16 protein-coding genes are annotated in these 17,360 nt (G+C 28.3%); all 16 read left to right on the top strand.

Annotation, left to right across the window (positions count from 1 at the left end; translation table 11 throughout):
• The first annotated feature begins 43 nt into the window (after nucleotides 1-43).
• The 16 genes from MKD34_RS05410 to MKD34_RS05335 all read left to right on the top strand — a co-directional run bounded on the left by MKD34_RS05410 (nucleotide 44) and on the right by MKD34_RS05335 (nucleotide 17,304).
• Nucleotides 44-2,233 carry an ATP-dependent helicase gene (locus tag MKD34_RS05410; protein WP_240218600.1) on the top strand — a complete coding sequence of 730 codons (2,190 nt, stop codon included), beginning with the start codon at nucleotides 44-46 and terminating at the stop codon, nucleotides 2,231-2,233.
• Nucleotides 2,234-2,253: 20 nt separating this feature from the next.
• Nucleotides 2,254-3,096 (top strand): UDP-3-O-acyl-N-acetylglucosamine deacetylase, encoded by an 843-nt coding sequence (lpxC, locus tag MKD34_RS05405; RefSeq protein ID WP_240218599.1) that lies wholly within the window; start codon nucleotides 2,254-2,256, stop codon nucleotides 3,094-3,096.
• Entirely contained in the window at nucleotides 3,090-3,515 is a 426-nt protein-coding gene (gene fabZ, locus MKD34_RS05400) for a 3-hydroxyacyl-ACP dehydratase FabZ (RefSeq protein WP_023049909.1), read from the top strand. The genes lpxC and fabZ overlap by 7 nt, the downstream gene beginning before the upstream one ends.
• 19 nt (nucleotides 3,516-3,534) lie before the next feature.
• Nucleotides 3,535-4,308, top strand: a complete 774-nt coding sequence (gene lpxA, locus MKD34_RS05395) for an acyl-ACP--UDP-N-acetylglucosamine O-acyltransferase (RefSeq protein ID WP_240218598.1) — start codon at nucleotides 3,535-3,537, stop codon at nucleotides 4,306-4,308.
• On the top strand, nucleotides 4,308-5,111 hold the full coding sequence (locus MKD34_RS05390; protein WP_240218597.1) for an LpxI family protein: 804 nt from the start codon (nucleotides 4,308-4,310) through the stop codon (nucleotides 5,109-5,111). The genes lpxA and MKD34_RS05390 overlap by 1 nt, the downstream gene beginning before the upstream one ends.
• Nucleotides 5,108-6,178, top strand: a complete 1,071-nt coding sequence (gene lpxB, locus MKD34_RS05385) for a lipid-A-disaccharide synthase (protein WP_240218596.1) — start codon at nucleotides 5,108-5,110, stop codon at nucleotides 6,176-6,178. Before MKD34_RS05390 ends, lpxB begins: the two co-directional genes overlap by 4 nt.
• A 1-nt stretch (nucleotide 6,179) precedes the next feature.
• On the top strand, nucleotides 6,180-8,021 hold the full coding sequence (locus MKD34_RS05380) for an ABC transporter ATP-binding protein (protein WP_240218595.1): 1,842 nt from the start codon (nucleotides 6,180-6,182) through the stop codon (nucleotides 8,019-8,021).
• Between the two features lie 12 nt (nucleotides 8,022-8,033).
• On the top strand, nucleotides 8,034-8,765 hold the full coding sequence (gene rph / locus MKD34_RS05375) for a ribonuclease PH (RefSeq protein WP_282441574.1): 732 nt from the start codon (nucleotides 8,034-8,036) through the stop codon (nucleotides 8,763-8,765).
• Nucleotides 8,765-9,355 carry an XTP/dITP diphosphatase gene (locus MKD34_RS05370; protein ID WP_240218594.1) on the top strand — a complete coding sequence of 197 codons (591 nt, stop codon included), beginning with the start codon at nucleotides 8,765-8,767 and terminating at the stop codon, nucleotides 9,353-9,355. The genes rph and MKD34_RS05370 overlap by 1 nt, the downstream gene beginning before the upstream one ends.
• Nucleotides 9,356-9,402: 47 nt before the next feature.
• A complete protein-coding gene (smc, locus tag MKD34_RS05365) occupies nucleotides 9,403-12,918 on the top strand; it encodes a chromosome segregation protein SMC (protein ID WP_240218593.1) in 3,516 nt (1,171 codons plus the stop codon).
• A 15-nt stretch (nucleotides 12,919-12,933) separates the two neighbouring features.
• Nucleotides 12,934-13,950 (top strand): tetraacyldisaccharide 4'-kinase, encoded by a 1,017-nt coding sequence (lpxK, locus tag MKD34_RS05360; RefSeq protein ID WP_240218592.1) that lies wholly within the window; start codon nucleotides 12,934-12,936, stop codon nucleotides 13,948-13,950.
• On the top strand, nucleotides 13,940-14,659 hold the full coding sequence (locus MKD34_RS05355) for a hypothetical protein (RefSeq protein WP_240218591.1): 720 nt from the start codon (nucleotides 13,940-13,942) through the stop codon (nucleotides 14,657-14,659). Before lpxK ends, MKD34_RS05355 begins: the two co-directional genes overlap by 11 nt.
• 12 nt (nucleotides 14,660-14,671) lie before the next feature.
• Nucleotides 14,672-15,124, top strand: coding sequence for a PTS sugar transporter subunit IIA (locus MKD34_RS05350; protein WP_240218590.1), 453 nt, complete (start codon nucleotides 14,672-14,674; stop codon nucleotides 15,122-15,124).
• A gap of 2 nt (nucleotides 15,125-15,126) precedes the next feature.
• Entirely contained in the window at nucleotides 15,127-15,693 is a 567-nt protein-coding gene (gene nadD, locus MKD34_RS05345; protein WP_240218589.1) for a nicotinate (nicotinamide) nucleotide adenylyltransferase, read from the top strand.
• Between the two features lie 111 nt (nucleotides 15,694-15,804).
• A complete protein-coding gene (locus tag MKD34_RS05340) occupies nucleotides 15,805-16,491 on the top strand; it encodes an isoprenyl transferase (RefSeq protein ID WP_240218588.1) in 687 nt (228 codons plus the stop codon).
• Nucleotides 16,492-17,304, top strand: coding sequence for a phosphatidate cytidylyltransferase (locus tag MKD34_RS05335; protein WP_240218587.1), 813 nt, complete (start codon nucleotides 16,492-16,494; stop codon nucleotides 17,302-17,304).
• Nucleotides 17,305-17,360 lie beyond the last annotated feature (56 nt).

Below are 17,360 nucleotides of genomic sequence, written 5' to 3'. Positions count from 1 at the left end.
GAATAGTAATATAATTATATGGTATAATTTTAAAGGAGTAATTATGAGTATATTAGATAAATTAAATGAAAAACAAAGAGAAGCAGCTAAAAAAATTGAAGGGCCACTTTTGATATTAGCGGGAGCTGGATCTGGAAAAACAAGAACTATTACATATAGAATTGCACATATGATAAATGAGAAAGGAATCTCTCCTTATAAAATTTTAGCAGTTACATTTACAAATAAAGCAGCTAAAGAAATGAGAGAGAGAGTTGAACTTTTAATTGGTGAAGATGCACATAAAGCTATGATTTCAACATTTCACTCTTTTGGTGTAAGATTGTTGAGAGTATATGGAGACAAATTAGGTTATAATGCTAATTTTACAATATATGATACAGATGACCAAAAAAGAGTGATAAGAGGAATTATGAAAGAACTCGTTGTTAATGATAAATCATTAACAGAAGGAGCAGTAGTTTCAATTATCTCAAAATTAAAAGAAAATAGTATAAGTGTGTCTGATTATGAGAAAGAGAACAGATTTGATTCAAATTATAAAATAATATTGGAGTGCTATAGAAGATATAATGGAACTTTAAAAGAAAATAATGGAATGGATTTCTCAGATATTCTGGTTAATCTTCATAAGTTATTAGATATTCCAGAGGTTTTAGAAAAGCTTCAAGAGAAATTTCAATACATAATGGTTGATGAGTATCAAGATACAAATAATATACAGTACAATATAGTAACTAAAATTGCATCAAAATATAGGAATATATGTGTTGTTGGTGATGAAAATCAGAGTATATATGGATTTAGAGGTGCTAATATAAAGAATATATTAGATTTTGAAAAAGATTATAAAGATGCTTTAGTTGTTAAACTTGAGGAAAACTATCGTTCAACATCTGCAATTTTGACAGCAGCAAATGAAGTGATAAAAAATAATAAAACAGCAAAAGATAAAAATTTATGGACTAAAAAACCTCAAGGAGAATTAATCACTATAAAAGAGTGTTTAGATGGAAGAGAAGAAGTAAATTACATAATTGAAGAGATTGTGAAAAGAAAAAATATGGGGAAAAGTTATAGAGAGTTCACAATTCTTTACCGAACAAATGCTCAGTCTAGACTTTTTGAAGAAGGATTATTAAAATATAATATTCCGTATAAGGTTTTTGGTGGAATGCAATTCTATCAAAGAGCTGAAATAAAAGATATAGTAGCATATTTAACAGTTATAAATAATCCTCAAGATGCAATAAATTTAAATAGAATAATAAATGTTCCAAAGAGAAAAATAGGGGATAAAAGTATAGAAAAAATAAGAGATTATGCAAATGAAGCAAATATTTCAATGTTTGAAGCTCTTGGAAAAGGAATGGAAATCCCGGGCTTAACGTCAGGTGTAAAAATAGCCTTAGATGAATTGTATACAATTTTAAATGATTTAATAGAGTTAAGTCATGAAGGAAGCGTAAGTGAAGTATTTGATGAATTAATAAGAAGAGTGGGATATTTCTCTTATTTAAATTCAACATATGGTGCAGAAGCAGAAGGAAGAGTGGAAAACGTAGAGGAGTTAAAAAACTCTATAGTAGAGTTGGAAAAAACTGTGGATTTTTTAACATTGAGAGAATATTTAGAGAATATATCTCTTGTTAGTGCAACAGATGATTTAGAAGGAGAGTCGGATTATATAAAATTAATGACAATCCACAACTCTAAAGGTTTGGAGTTCCCTGTTGTTTTCTTAACTGGGGTAGAAGATGATATTTTCCCAGGCTCAAAGAAAGTGCTTTTCAATCCAGAGGAATTAGAGGAAGAGAGAAGACTTTGTTATGTTGCAATTACTAGAGCCGAGGAAAAATTATATCTAACGTATGCTAAAAGTAGATTTGTTTATGGTGAGTTTTTAACAAAGATGAAATCAAGATTTATAGAGGAACTTCCTGTAGAAGTCTTAGATAAAGTAGAGAAAGTTCAGAATTTATTACCAAAATCAAAACTCTCTACAACTGATAAAAAAATAACAGGGTTTAAAAATGTTATAACTGCAGAAGATTTAAAAAAGATGAAAAATATTTCGAACTCACCATTTGCTATGGGAGAAAAAGTTATACATACAAAATTTGGATTAGGAAAAGTAGTTGAGATATCAGAAAAAAAATTAGGTGTACAGTTTGTAGATGGGAAAAAAGATATAGCCTTAGCTTTAGCAACAAAATTTTTAACTAAGGCATAGGTCAAAAGGAGAGAAAATTTATGAAGAGAAAAACTCTTAATAAAGAAGTTCAATATAATGGCATTGGTCTTCACAAAGGTGAAGAGATAAAAATGAAATTAATTCCAGCTAAAAATGGTGGAATAGTCTTTAAAAGAGTAGATTTAGAGAGTGGTAAAAATATAATTTCTATGGATATAGAAAATACATTTGATTTAACTAGAGGAACAAACTTAAAAAATGAATTTGGTGCAGCAGTTTACACAATTGAGCATTTTTTATCAGCTCTTTATATAGCTGGGATAACAGATTTAATTGTAGAGTTAGATGGAAATGAATTGCCTATAGGAGACGGAAGTGCGAGAGTTTTTTTAGAAGTTATAGAAAGTGTTGGAACTCAAGAGTTAGAGGAAGAGGTTAAAGAGATTGAAATCAAAACACCAATAAATTTAACTGTAGGTGATAAACATATAGTAGCATTACCATATGATGGGTATAAAATAACTTATACTATTAAATTTGATCATACATTTTTAAAAAGTCAAATGTTAGAGATTGTTTTAGATGTAGAATCTTATAAAAATGAAATAGCAAATGCAAGAACTTTTGGATTTGATTATGAAATAGATTATTTAAAGAAAAATAACTTGGCTTTAGGAGGAACATTAGATAATGCCATTGTTGTAAAAAAAGATGGAGTTTTAAATCCAAATGGTTTAAGATTTGAAGATGAGTTTGTAAGGCACAAAATTTTAGATTTAATAGGTGATTTAAAAGTATTGAATAGACCTATAAAGGGGCACATAATAGCTATCAAAGCAGGACATGCTTTAGATATAGAATTTGCAAAATTACTTAAAAAGCAGGAGGAAAAAATATGTTAGATGTTATGGAGATAATGAAAAGAATACCACACAGATATCCGTTTTTATTAGTTGATAGAGTTTTGGAAATGGATAAAGAGGCACAAAAAATAAGAGGATTAAAAAACGTAACTGTAAATGAAGAGTTTTTTAACGGGCATTTTCCAGGACATCCAATTATGCCAGGAGTTTTAATAGTAGAAGGAATGGCACAGTGTTTAGGGGTTTTAGTTTTAGATGATACAGAAGGAAAAGTGCCGTATTTTGCTGCAATTGAAAACGTAAAATTTAAAGCTCCAGTAAGACCCGGAGATCAGTTAATATATGAAGTACAAGTTGATAAATTAAGAAGAAATATAGTAAAAGCTACAGGAGTAGCAAAAGTAGATGATAAAGTGGTGACTGAGGCATCATTTACATTTACTATAATGGAAAAATAGAGAGTAGGGTGAAAAAATAGTGACTGAAATTCATAGCACTGCTATAGTTGAGGATGGAGCAATACTGGAACCGGGAGTAAAGATAGGTCCTTTCTGTATAGTGGGAAAAGACGTAAAGATTGGAAAAAATACAGTATTACAATCTCATGTTGTAGTTGAAGGAATAACTGAAATAGGAGAAAATAACATAATCTATTCTTTTGTTTCTATTGGAAAAGCTTCACAAGATTTAAAATATAAAGGTGAACCAACAAAAACTATAATTGGAGATAACAATAGCATTAGAGAGTTTGTAACAATTCACAGAGGAACAGATGATAGATGGGAAACAAGAATTGGAAGCAACAACTTGCTAATGGCATATGTGCATGTTGCTCATGATGTAATAGTGGGAGATAACTGTATACTAGCAAACGGAGTTACTTTGGCTGGACATGTAACAGTTGATGATTTTGCCATAATAGGTGGATTAACACCAGTGCATCAATTCTGTAGAATAGGTTCTTACTCTATGACTGGTGGAGGAAGTGCAATAAACCAAGATATTTGTCCGTTTGTTATGGCTGAAGGAAACAAAGCCGTTATAAGAGGATTAAATACAGTAGGACTTAGAAGAAAAGGATTTACAGAAGAGGATCGTTCAAATTTGAAAAAAGCATATAGAATTATTTTTAGAAATGGAAATCCATTAAAAGATGCTTTAGTTGAGCTTGAAAATGAATTCCCTGAGGATAAAAATATAAAGTATCTTGTAGAATTTATAAAGACTAGTAATAGGGGGATTACAAGATAATGAAAAAAGTTGGAATAATAGTAGGTAACGGTAAGTTACCTCTATATTTCCTTAAGGAAGCGGAAGCTAAAGGGATAGAGGTATACTTAATAGGACTTTTTGATACAATTGAAGAAGATATAAAGAAACATAAAAACTATAGAAACTTCAATATAGGAGAAATAGGAGAGATAACAAAATATTTATTATTAAATGATATAAAAGAAGTTGTGATGCTTGGAAAAGTAGAAAAATCAATTTTATTCCAACAAATGAAATTAGATTACTTTGGAGAGAAATTAATGGAGAAATTACCAGATAAAAAAGATGAAACTTTATTGTTTGGTGTAATATCATTTTTAAGACTAAATAAAATAAAAGTATTACCTCAGAATCATTTGTTGGGAGATATGATGTTTAAGGAGAAATGTTATACTGGAAATACACTTTCTCAAGAAGATAAAAAAACAATAGAAGTTGGAATAGAAGCGGCTAAAGCGCTTAGTGAAGTAGATGCAGGGCAAACAGTTGTTTGTAAAAATTCATCAGTTGTAGCGTTAGAGGGAATCGAAGGGACAGATAAAACAATAGAAAGAGCTGGAAAGTATGCAGGCGAGGGATGTATAATTATAAAAATGGCAAGACCTCAGCAAGATATGAGAGTTGATATTCCCGCAGTAGGAATAGAAACAGTAAAAAGAGCTATACAAATAAAAGCTAAGGGAATTGTAGCTGAAGCAAATAAGATGTTATTTTTAGATATGAAAGATTGCATAGATTTAGCAGAAAAAAATAATATCTTTATTATTGGAGTGAAAATATGAAAATATTTGTTTCTACAGGAGAGGTGTCAGGAGATTTACACCTATCTTATTTAGTAAAAGAAGCTAAAGATTTAGATAAAAATGTAGAGTTTTATGGAGTTGCCGGTAAACACTCTAAAAATGCAGGAGTCAATATAATACAAGATATTGATGAATTAGCAATTATGGGATTTACTGAAGCGATAAAAAAATATAGTTATTTAAAAAATAAAGCTGAAGAATATCTTGATTTTATAAAAAGAGAAAATATAAAAAAAGTTATTATGGTAGATTATGGTGGGTTTAATCTGAAATTTTTAGAGCTACTGAAAAGAGAGATTAAAGACGTTGAAATTTTTTACTATATTCCTCCAAAACTTTGGATTTGGGGAGAAAAAAGAATTGATAAATTGAAATTAGCTGACCATATTATGGTTATTTTTCCCTGGGAAGTTGATTTTTATAAAAAGCATAATGTAAATGCGATATATTACGGTAATCCATTTACAGAAAGATACAAAAAAGTAGATCGAACTGGAAATAAAATTTTACTACTTCCAGGTAGTAGAAAACAAGAAATAAAATCTTTAATGCCTGATTTTATAAATCTTGTAAAAAGAAATCCAAATGAAAAATATCTTCTAAAACTTTCTTCAAAAGAACATTTAAAGTGGATTGATGAAAATTTAACAGATTTAACTAACTTAGAAGTTTGTTATGATATATCTTTGAATAATAGTGTAAGAGATAGTAAGATAGCTATAGCTGCATCGGGAACAGTAACTTTAGAATTAGCTTTATTGGGCATTCCTACAATAGTTGTTTACAAAACTAATTTTATAAATTATTTTATAGCTAAATATATCTTAAAAGTTGGGTTTGTATCTTTACCAAATTTAACTTTAAATGAAGAGGTTTTTCCTGAGTTATTACAAAAAAAATGTAACTCTGTGGAAATAGAAAAAAGTATGAAAACTGTTTTAGAAAATTTAGACTCTGTTCAAGAAAAAATTCAACGAATAAGAGAGAAGCTTTCTGGAGTAGATATTACAAAAAGATATGCTGAATTTTTATTGAAAGGAAAATAAAATGGAAAAAATTAATGAATTAGATAGGAAAATAATGGGGTTTTTTAAAAATAAATCTTTAAAAACTTTCTTAAAATATAGTTTGAAATATAAAACAGCTATGTTAGGAGTAATATTATTATCTACTGTAACATCTTTGATGAGTGCGGTACCTGCGTGGCTAAGTAAATATTTAATAGATGATGTTTTAGTAAAGAAAAATGCAAAAATGATGATGATTGTTATTGGAGCTATTTTTGCATCTACTATTTTGAAAGTTATAACAAACTATTTTGCAGATATTTCATCAGGATATATAACAGAAAAGATAAGAAGAGATATAAAAATAGATGTATTTTCACATTTGCAAAGATTACCAATAGCATATTTTAAACAAAATAAGCTAGGGGATTTGATGGCTAGACTTTCAGGTGATTCAACAACTCTTGGAAGAATAGGATTTATGCTATTTGATATGTTAAAAGAGTTTGTAACTGTTGTTGCTCTTTTATTTAGAATGTTTCAAGTTGACTTTGTATTAGCATTAATATCGCTAACTGTTTTACCAGCAATACTTTCTATGGTAAAAAAATATACAAAGAAAATTAGAAAATCGGGAAGAGTTAGACAAGATACAGTTGGAGATGTAACTGCTTTTGTTCAAGAAGCTTTATCCGGAATATCAGTTATAAAAGGTTTTAATAGAAGTGATAAAATTATTGATAAATATATGGATGTAACTCAAGAAGAGTTTGATAAAATATATAAAACGACAAAAATAAAAGCTAAGATATCACCTATAAATGAAGTTTTAGCAACAATAATGATTTTATTAGTGGCAGGTTATGGTGGATATCAAATAATTGTTATTCAAAGTATGACACCAGGAGATTTAATATCTTTTATAACTGCAATAGGACTTATGCAGCAACCACTAAAAACTTTAATTAAAAGAAATAGTGAATTACAAGAGGCTTTACCATCTGCGGATAGAGTTATTGAAATTTTGGATGTAGAATTAGAGCCAGATCATATAGGAGAAGATGTAAAAGAAGTACCAGATACTATAAAGACAATTGACTTTAATAACGTTGACTTTAGGTATGACGATGGAGATGAAAAAGTATTAAAAAACTTTAATTTAAATGTTAAAGCAGGAGAAGTAGTTGCTTTAGTAGGAAAAAGTGGAAGTGGAAAAACAACTTTAGTAAATCTATTACCAAGATACTATGATATAACTTCAGGAAGTATAAAAATAAATGGTATTGATATAAGAGAGATGTCGTTACAAAAGTATAGAAACCATATTGGAATAGTACCACAAGAAACTTTCTTATTTAGTGGAACTATTGGTGAAAATATTGGTTTTGGAAAAGATAATGTCTCAAAAGATGAAATAATAAATGCTGCTAAAATGGCAAATGCATATAACTTTATAATGGAATTACCAAATCAATTTGAAACAGAGGTTGGAGAAAGAGGTGTTCTTTTATCAGGTGGACAAAAGCAAAGGCTTGCAATAGCTAGAGCACTAATTCAAAATCCAAGTATTATGATACTTGATGAGGCAACATCGGCTTTGGACACAGAATCTGAAAGATTAGTTCAAGAAGCTTTAGATACTCTGATGAAGGGGAGAACAACATTTGTTATAGCTCATAGATTATCTACGATAATAAATGCTGATAAAATAGTTGTAATGGAAAATGGAGAAATAAAAGAGGTAGGAACACATCAAAAATTACTAGAAAATAACGGAATATACAGAAAACTTTACGAGATTCAGTTTGGAAAAATAGAACCTATAGAAACAGTAGATTTAATTGAAAACCAAAAACTTGAAGAGTTAGAACAGTATATATAGAGAGGAAGAGAAATGATAAGATTAGACGGAAGAAAAACAAATGAAAAAAGAGAAGTAAAGATTACTAGAAACTACACTATGTATGCTGAAGGGTGTGTTTTAATAGAAATTGGAAATACAAAAGTTATTTGTACTGCAACAGTTGTAGAAAAGGTACCACCTTTTTTAAAAAATCAAGGTAAAGGATGGATAACAGCTGAATATTCAATGTTACCAAGAGCAACAGGAGAGAGAAATCAAAGAGAAGCTGCTAAAGGAAAACTTGGTGGAAGAACAATGGAGATTCAAAGACTTATAGGAAGAGCTTTAAGAGCTTGTATTGATCTTGAGAAATTAGGAGAAAGAACAATAACTATCGATTGTGATGTAATCCAAGCAGATGGTGGAACAAGAACTACATCAATTACAGGTGGATTTATAGCGTTAGAAATGGCTATGAGAAGACTTATGGAGAAAGGTCTATTAGCAGAAAATCCGATTATAGCTAACATTGCAGCAATATCTGTTGGAACTGTAAAAGGAACTCCAGTACTTGATTTAATGTATACTGAAGATTCAGAGGCAGAAGTAGATATGAATGTAATTATGAATGATAAAGGAGAGTTTGTAGAGATTCAGGGAACTGGAGAAGAAGCAACTTTCTCAAGAAAAGAGTTAAACGAGTTATTAGATTTAGCTGAAAAAGGGATTTATGAGTTAATAGATATCCAAAGAAAAGAGATAGAGGAGGAGTTTTCTAAGTAATGAAAATATTTTTAGCCACAGGAAATAAGAAAAAAATAGATGAGATGTCAAAAATTTTATCTGGATTAGATTTTGAAATACTTTCTATAAAAGATGGAATAGAAATTCCTGAGGTTATAGAAGATGGAGATACTTTTGAAGAAAATTCTAAAAAGAAGGCATTAGAAATAGCAAAATTTACAAACATGATCACAATTTCAGATGATTCAGGTCTTTGTGTTGAAGCTTTAAATGGTGAGCCTGGAGTTTACTCTGCTAGATACGCTGGAGAAGATGGAAATGATTCAGCAAATAATAAAAAACTAATAGAGAACTTACAAGGGATAGAGAATAGAAAAGCAAAATTCGTGACTGTGATAACTTTAGGAAAACCAAATGGAGAGTATCACTCTTTTAGAGGTGAAATAGAGGGAGTAATTATAGATGAGGCTAGAGGAAAAGATGGCTTTGGATATGATCCTCATTTCTATTTACCAGAGTATGATAAAACATTTGCTGAGATGCCTGAAATAAAAAATCAAATTAGCCATAGAGCAAAAGCTTTAGAAGCTTTAAAAAATGGAATTGATAAAATATTAAATATAGGCTAACCTAATGGGTTAGCTTTTTTTAAGACAAAAGTTATTAGGGAGATAAGATGTACTTAAAAGGTGTAGAAATTTATGGATTTAAGTCTTTCGGTGAAAGAATAAGAATAGATTTTGATGGAGGGATAACCTCTATTGTTGGACCAAATGGAAGTGGAAAGTCAAATATATTAGATGGAATATTATGGGTTTTAGGTGAACAATCTTATAAAAATATAAGAGCTAAAGAGAGTAAAGATATTATATTTTCTGGTGGAGAGGGAAAAAAACCTGCAAATTATGCAGAAGTTTCTCTTTTTATAGATAATAGAGATAATTTTTTTCCAATTGAAGCGGATAGTATAAAAATTACAAGAAAAATGTCTCAAAATGGAGATAATGATTATTTAATCAATGACAAAAAAGTTAGATTAAAAGATATCGGAGAACTATTTCTAGATACTGGAGTTGGAAAAAGTGCTTATTCTGTAATAGGACAAGGAAAAGTAGAAAGAATAATTTCATCTTCAAATAAAGAGATTAAAAGTATAATAGAAGAAGCAGCAGGAGTAAAGAAGTTTCAGCAGAAAAAAATGGAGTCTGAAAAAAGATTAGAAAAAGTTCAAAATGAACTTGAGAAAATAGAATTAGTTTTAAATGAAATTGGTGAAAATAGAACAAGAGTTGAAAAGCAATCTAAAAAAGCCATTGAATATTTATCTCTAAAAGATGAAAAAAATATTTTACAAAAAGGAGTTTTAACATTTGATTTAAACTCTAAAGATGAAATATTAAAATCAGGAGAGAAAGAGCAAGAACGATTAACAACAATAACTTCAACATTAGAAGATGAGTTAAAAAAGTTAGAAATAGAACTTAATCTAATAGAAAATAGAAGAAAAGAGTTATACTCTAAAATAGAAAATTTTTCTGAGAGTAACACTTCTTTAAAATCAGAAATTGAGGCACTAGAAAAGGAAGAGATAAGAGTTAGAGAAAGAATAACATCTTATACAAGAGAGTTAAAACAAAAAGAAGAAGAGATAATTTTTGTAGAAAGAACTATAGAATCTAAAGACCAAATATTAGTAAAACTAAAAGAAGAAAAAGAGAGAGTAAAAGAAAGAGTTTTAGATATTGAGACGAAAAATAAAGAGTTTGAAAAATCTATCGAAGAAAAAGAAACGAATAAAAGAGATAAAGAGATTAGTATTGAATTAAAAAAGAGAAAAATAATGGATTTAGAAGTTGAAAAGTTAAAACTTTTAAACGAAATTGAAAGTTCTACAAGAAGAATGAAAGGTAGTGAATTCAAGATTTCATCTTTAAAAGAGGAGAAAGAGGGATTCGATAAAAAAATAGAAGAAAACTCAAAAGAGTTAGAAAAAGCTTTAAAAAATAAAGAATTAAAGCAAAAAGAATTAAAAGAAACAGAAGAGAGACAGATAAAATTAGAGCAAGAGATCAGTGATTTAAGTAGAGATATGAATAAAGCTGCTGAATTAGTAAGGAATGCTGAATTTGAAGAAAAAAGAGCTTCAGCTAAACTTCAAGCTCTTTATAGAGTTCAAGAAAGTAATGAAGGATTTTATAAAGGTGTAAAAGAGGTTTTAAATGCTAAGATATCAGGAGTAGAAGGGGCAGTTATATCATTAATAACTGTACCAGAAAATTATCAAAAGGCGATAGAAGCTGCAATTCCAGGTAACTTACAAGATATAGTTGTAACAACAAGTGAGGTAGCTAAAAAAGGAATAGAAGTTTTAAAAGAAAAAAAAGCTGGAAGAGCTTCATTTTTAGCTTTAGATACAATTAAAGTTGGTTCAATAAAAGATGTTCCTAAAAAAGAGGGCGTTATAGGAAGAGCTTCAGATTTAGTAACTGTAGATAAAAAATATAGTAAAGTATTAGATATGTTATTAGGAAATATTTTAGTTGTAACAGAGGCAGATGTTGCTTTAAAAATATTAAAAGAAAATAGTTATAGCGGAAATATAGTAACCCTTTCTGGTGAACTATTAAGTTCTAGAGGAAGAATAACAGGTGGAGAAAATTCAAACTCTATTGTTGCTCAGATTTTTGAAAGAAAAAAAGAGATTAAAACTTTAGAAGATAGCACAAGAGAGATGTCATCTAAATTAAAGGATTGGAATGAAAAAATTCAAGTTATGAGTAAAAAACTTGAGAAGTACGAAGATGAAATAGGTGGAATTGACGCACTAGAAGATAGTCTAAGAAAACAATCTAAAATAGCAGAAGAGTTATACTTAGATTTAAAATCAAGAAGTGAAAAGCTAGAAAAGGAAAAAAGAGTAGTAGATATTGAGATTCAAGAAGAGGAAAATTATAGTAAAGAGTATGCTAAAAGAGTTGAAAACTCTCAAAGTGAAAAAGAGATAACTGAAAAAATAGTATCAGATTTAAAAAATGAATTAGATAATGAAAATTCTACAATTCAAATTTTAAATACAGAGATAAATGATTTAAGAAATAAATTTTCAGATATAAGAATACTATATTTAAATAGTAAAGATAGATTTATCCAAATTGAAAAAGAAGAAGAAAAAGAAAAGAATGATCAAAGAGAGCAACAGGAGAAAAAGGATAAAATATCAAATATTTTAATAGAAATAAAAAAAGAACTTGAAAAATTAGAAGAAAAGGCTCATACTATAGCAGAAGATATAAAAAATAAAAATATAAAGTTTGAAAATGAAAATCAAGAACTAAAAGATATGAAGAAAGAGGATCATATTTTAGAAGAAAAATCAAAAGATATGATAAAAAATTCAAGAGAAATTGAAACAACTTTATTCAAAGAAAAAGAAATTTTAAATAGAGAACTAGAAAGAAAGGAGCGTATTTCTAGAGAGATTGAAGAGATTTTAATTCAATTAGAAGAGTTAGTAGAAGTTGAAGAATACTCATTAAAAGAGGAAGATATAAAAACTTCAAGAACAAAAGTAAGAGAGTTAGAATTAAAATTAAGAGGTTTTGAATCTGTAAATTTACTTTCAATTGAAGAGTTCAAAGAGTTGGATAATAAATATAAGTTTATTGATTTACAAAGAGAAGATTTAGTAAAAGGAGAAAAAAGTCTATCTCTTTTAATAAAAGAAATTGATCAAACAATAGAAGAAAAATTCTATGAGGCTTATGAGGAGATAAATAAAAACTTTAATGAGATGTGTATAGAAACATTGGATAACTCAGAAGGTAAATTATCACTTCATAATGGAGAAGATTTCCAAAATTGTGGTGTTGAAATATCAGTAAAATATAAAAATAAAAAAAGACAAGCTCTTTCACTACTTTCTGGTGGAGAAAAGTCAATGGTTGCAATAGCATTTATAATGGCAATATTTATGTATAAACCTAGTCCATTTACATTTTTAGATGAGATTGAGGCTGCTCTTGATGAAAAAAATACTAGAAAATTAATTGGAAAATTAAAAGAGTTTACTGATAGATCTCAATTTATTTTAATAACTCATAATAAAGAAACTATGAAGGCATCAGATTCTCTATATGGAGTAACAATGAATAAAAAAATAGGAATTTCTAAATTAGTTCAAGTAAAAATTTAGTAAAGAGAGGAAAAAATGAGACTTTTATCGTATATATATTTTTTAATAACCTCAATACGAAATTGGCTTTACGATAAAAGGTATCTTAAAATAAATGAGATACCAGATGTTGATATTTTATGTATAGGGAATATAACTGTTGGAGGTACTGGAAAAACTCCAGCAGTTCAATTCTTTGCAAAAAAACTTCTGAAAATGGGGAGAAAAGTTGCTATAGTATCAAGAGGATATAGAGGAAAAAGAAAAATTGATCCCTTAGTAGTAAGCGATGGGAAAAAAATATTAGTTACATCTAAAGAGAGTGGAGACGAACCTTATATTCATGCTTTAAATTTAAAGACGCCTGTTATAGTAGGAAGAAATAGATATGAGGCTTGTAAATTAGCAGTAGAAAAGTTTGGAGTAGACACAATAATACTAGATGATGGGTTTCAACATAGAAAATTAAAGAGAAATAGAGATATTGTATTGATTGATGCGACAAATCCCTTTGGATGGGGTGCGTTATTACCTAAAGGTACTTTAAGAGAGGACTTTCAAAAAGGTGGAGAAAGAGCAAGTGAGTTTATAATAACGAAATCCGATTTAATATCAGAAAGTGATTTAGAGACATTGAAAAGATTTTTAAAAGTGAAGTTTAAGAAGTCAGTTTCAGTTGCTAAACACGGAGTGACTTCGTTATGTGATATAAAAGGAAATGCAAAACCGTTATTTTGGGTAGCAGGTAAGAGAGTCCTTCTTTTTTCAGGACTTGCAAATCCACTTAATTTTGAAAAGACAGTAATTTCTTTAAATCCAGAATACATAGAAAGAGTAGATTTTATGGATCACCATGATTTTAAAGAGAAAGACTTTGATGTTATAAAAAAAAGAGCGAAAGCAATGGATGCAGATTTTATAATAACAACAGAAAAAGATTTAGTAAAACTTCCGAAAGGATTAGAAATGGACAATTTATTTGTTCTTAAAATTGAATTTACAATGTTAGAAGATAATAGTTTAAAAGGATTTGGTGAAATAAATGAAAAGTAGAATAGAAAAAAGAGTATCAAAAGTAATAGAAAATGCGGATACTCTTGACAAAAGAGCCTACTTAACTATTGATTGTGATGGAATAGTTAAGAGAAAGGAGATGAATTTTTCAATTCCTTTAATGGTATTTTGTGAAAGTGATGAAATTTTTGAAAGAGTTTTAAAAGAAGAGAGCAATAAAATTGAGAGAATTAAAGAGAAAAAAATAGAAAGATTATCGAATATATCTGTAGATAAATTAAAAGAAAATTTTATGAAATTAGTAATAAAGGGTGAATTAGAATTTTCTAAAAAATATGGAAAAGAGTTAGCTTTAAAAGATAAAGAGGAGTTTCTAAAAACATTATTTAATTTATCTCTTATGGATAATATAAGTTTTTATAAACCGTTAATGGCTTTAGCGATGAAAGAAGTTTTGGATAATATTGGATGGATAGATGAAATTGGTTATCTAGTTATTAGTTATTTTACAAAACAAAGATATGATTTAAGTTGTTTAGAAGGTTCTGAAGAGAGTGATAGTTCAAATATAGAAATTTCTGAAGAGATTAAAAATTTATCTTTATTAGCTTATAAAAAGGTATTAGAAAGCTATACATATAAAAATGAAAAGAAATATAGAGCAATGTTATTAAATGAAATTAAAAATCAAAATAAAGTAACTCAATGGCAAATTAAAGATGAAATTTTAAATAGTATAAAGTTTTAAAGGGGGCAACAGGTGTTAAATTATTTTAATATAAAAATGATTAACATTATAGATAATAAATCTGTTTCAAAAAATGAGATATTAAAAGTAATGGTATCTAATATGGCTGAAAATAGTGATTTGATTTCTGATAAAGATATATTCTATAAAGAAGTTTTAGAGAGAGAAAATGTTGGAACTACAGGGATTGGAATGGGTGTTGCAATTCCTCATGCAAGAACAGAAGTAGTAAAAGACATTGTGGTATCAGTTGCATTATTAAAAAGACCTGTAAATTTTGATTCATTAGACGGAGAAAAAGTTAAAATAGTACTCTTAGTTGGAGCACCAAAAGGTGAAAGTAAAAAATATTTAGAATTACTTTCATCATTAGCTAAAATTTTTAGAGATAAAAAAATTAGAGAAAGTATTTTAGAAAGTACAACAACAGAATGTTTAATTGAAGCAATTGCGGAGATTGGCTAAAAATGAAAATAGGAATATATGGAGGAAGTTTTAATCCTATTCATAATGGTCATATATATATGGCAAAGTTTATTATAGATTATTTAAAATTAGATAAACTTTTGGTTATACCTGTAGGAACTCCTTCTCATAGAAAAAATATATTAGCAGATGCGAATATGAGATTAAAAATGTGTGAAATAGCATTTAAAGATCAAGAGAAAATAGAAGTTTCAGATATAGAAGTTAAATCAAAAGAGGTTTCATTTACATATGATACATTGTTGAAAATTATTGAAAAATATCCAAATAATGAATATTATGAAATTATTGGTGAAGATTCAGGAGCATATTTTCATAAATGGAAAAATTATAAAGAGATTTTAAAATTAGCTAAAGTTGTTGTTCTTCAGCGAGAAGGATATACTACCTTGTTAAAAGATTCAAATCTTTTACAGGTGAAAAATCCATTTTTGAATTGTTCTTCAACAAGAGTGAGAGAAGCTGTTTTAAGAGAGGAATCCATAGAGAATATGGTACCAAAAGAGATAGCAGAGTTCATAAAAGTTAATAAACTATACAAAAAGTAAAAAGGGGTAGCATAAAAACTACCTCTTTTGTTCACTTAGTAAGCATTTTTTTTATGGAAAAAATGTTCTAAATATGGTAAAATTTAGTGATTTATTGAGAGGAGAAAAATAATGAGTTTAAGAGTACCAAATCATATAGCAATAATTATGGATGGGAATGGACGTTGGGCAAAAGAAAAAGGAATGCCTAGAACATATGGCCATAAAGCTGGAGCAGATACTTTAAGAAAAATATTAACTTCTTGTGGAGAGTTAGGTATAAAATATTTAACAGTTTATGCTTTTTCAACAGAAAATTGGAAAAGAGCAAAGGAAGAAGTAGATACTTTGATGTTTCTTTTCAAGACTTATTTAAAAAATGAAAAAAAATTATTAATGAAGAATAATGTTAAGTTTTTAGTTTCTGGGAGAAAAGAGGGTGTTAGTAAAGATCTTCTTGAAGAGATTAGTAAGTTGGAAGAAGCAACAAAAGGAAATACAGGAATAACATTGAATATAGCTTTTAATTATGGAGGTAGGGCCGAGTTAGTTGATGCTATAAAAGAGATTGTAAAAAATAACGAAAAAGAAATAACAGAAGAAACTGTAGAAAAATACTTATATAATCAATTGCCAGATCCAGAGTTACTAATAAGAACAAGTGGAGAAATGAGAATTTCTAATTTTTTATTATGGCAAATAGCCTATTCTGAAATATATGTAACAGATACTTATTGGCCAGATTTTAATAAAGATGAGTTAATAAAGGCTATAGAAAGTTATCAAAAAAGAGATAGGCGTTTTGGAGGAGTAAAATAGATGTTAAATAGGATATTAGTAGCTTTAATAGGAATACCACTTTTAATGACAGTATTGTTAAAAGGAGGGTTTTTGCTATTATTGTTTGTAAACTTTGTTATTTTAGTAGGATTGTTTGAGTTTTATAAAATGGCAGAAATCGGTGGGAAAAAACCAGATGTAAATTTAGGATATATAGCTGGATTAGCTATACCAAACATAATATATTTTGCAAATGTAGATAATTCAACACTTATACTTATGCCAATAACGCTATTGACAATAGCTTTAATAGGAAAAAAAGTTTTACAAAACAAAGTTGAAAATTCAAGTAGAGATATTGGGATTACTTTACTTGGAGTTATTTATATTTCAGGACTATTTACACATCTATTATTAATGAATTATTTGCCAAATGGTGGAAAATGGTTGTTAACAATTCAAATTTTAGTGTGGGTATGTGATTCGTTTGCATATTTTGTAGGAATGGGAATAGGTAGAAAAATATTTAAACAAGGATTTAGTTCAATAAGTCCAAAAAAATCTATTGAAGGTTCTATCGGAGGAATAGTTTTTACAATGGGAACTATTTATTTGATAAACAAGTATTTTAATATTTTTGGAGCTGATGTAAATATAATAGTAGTTTTATTATTTGGATTTTTAATAAGTATAGTGGCTCAAATAGGTGATTTAGGTGAATCTATGTTTAAAAGAGAGTTTAAAGTTAAGGATTCAGGAAAATTACTAGGAGAACATGGTGGGATATTAGATCGTTTTGATAGTATGTTATTTGTTGTACCAGTTGTATATTATTTGTTAAAATTTATTTAGAGAAAAAGGTAGCTTAAAAAGCTACCATTTTTTTAGAAGAGAAATATAAATGTTTT

This window comes from Cetobacterium somerae (assembly GCF_022430525.1).
Classification (GTDB): Bacteria; Fusobacteriota; Fusobacteriia; order Fusobacteriales; family Fusobacteriaceae; genus Cetobacterium_A.
This window is presented reverse-complemented; position numbering and strand designations above follow the sequence as displayed.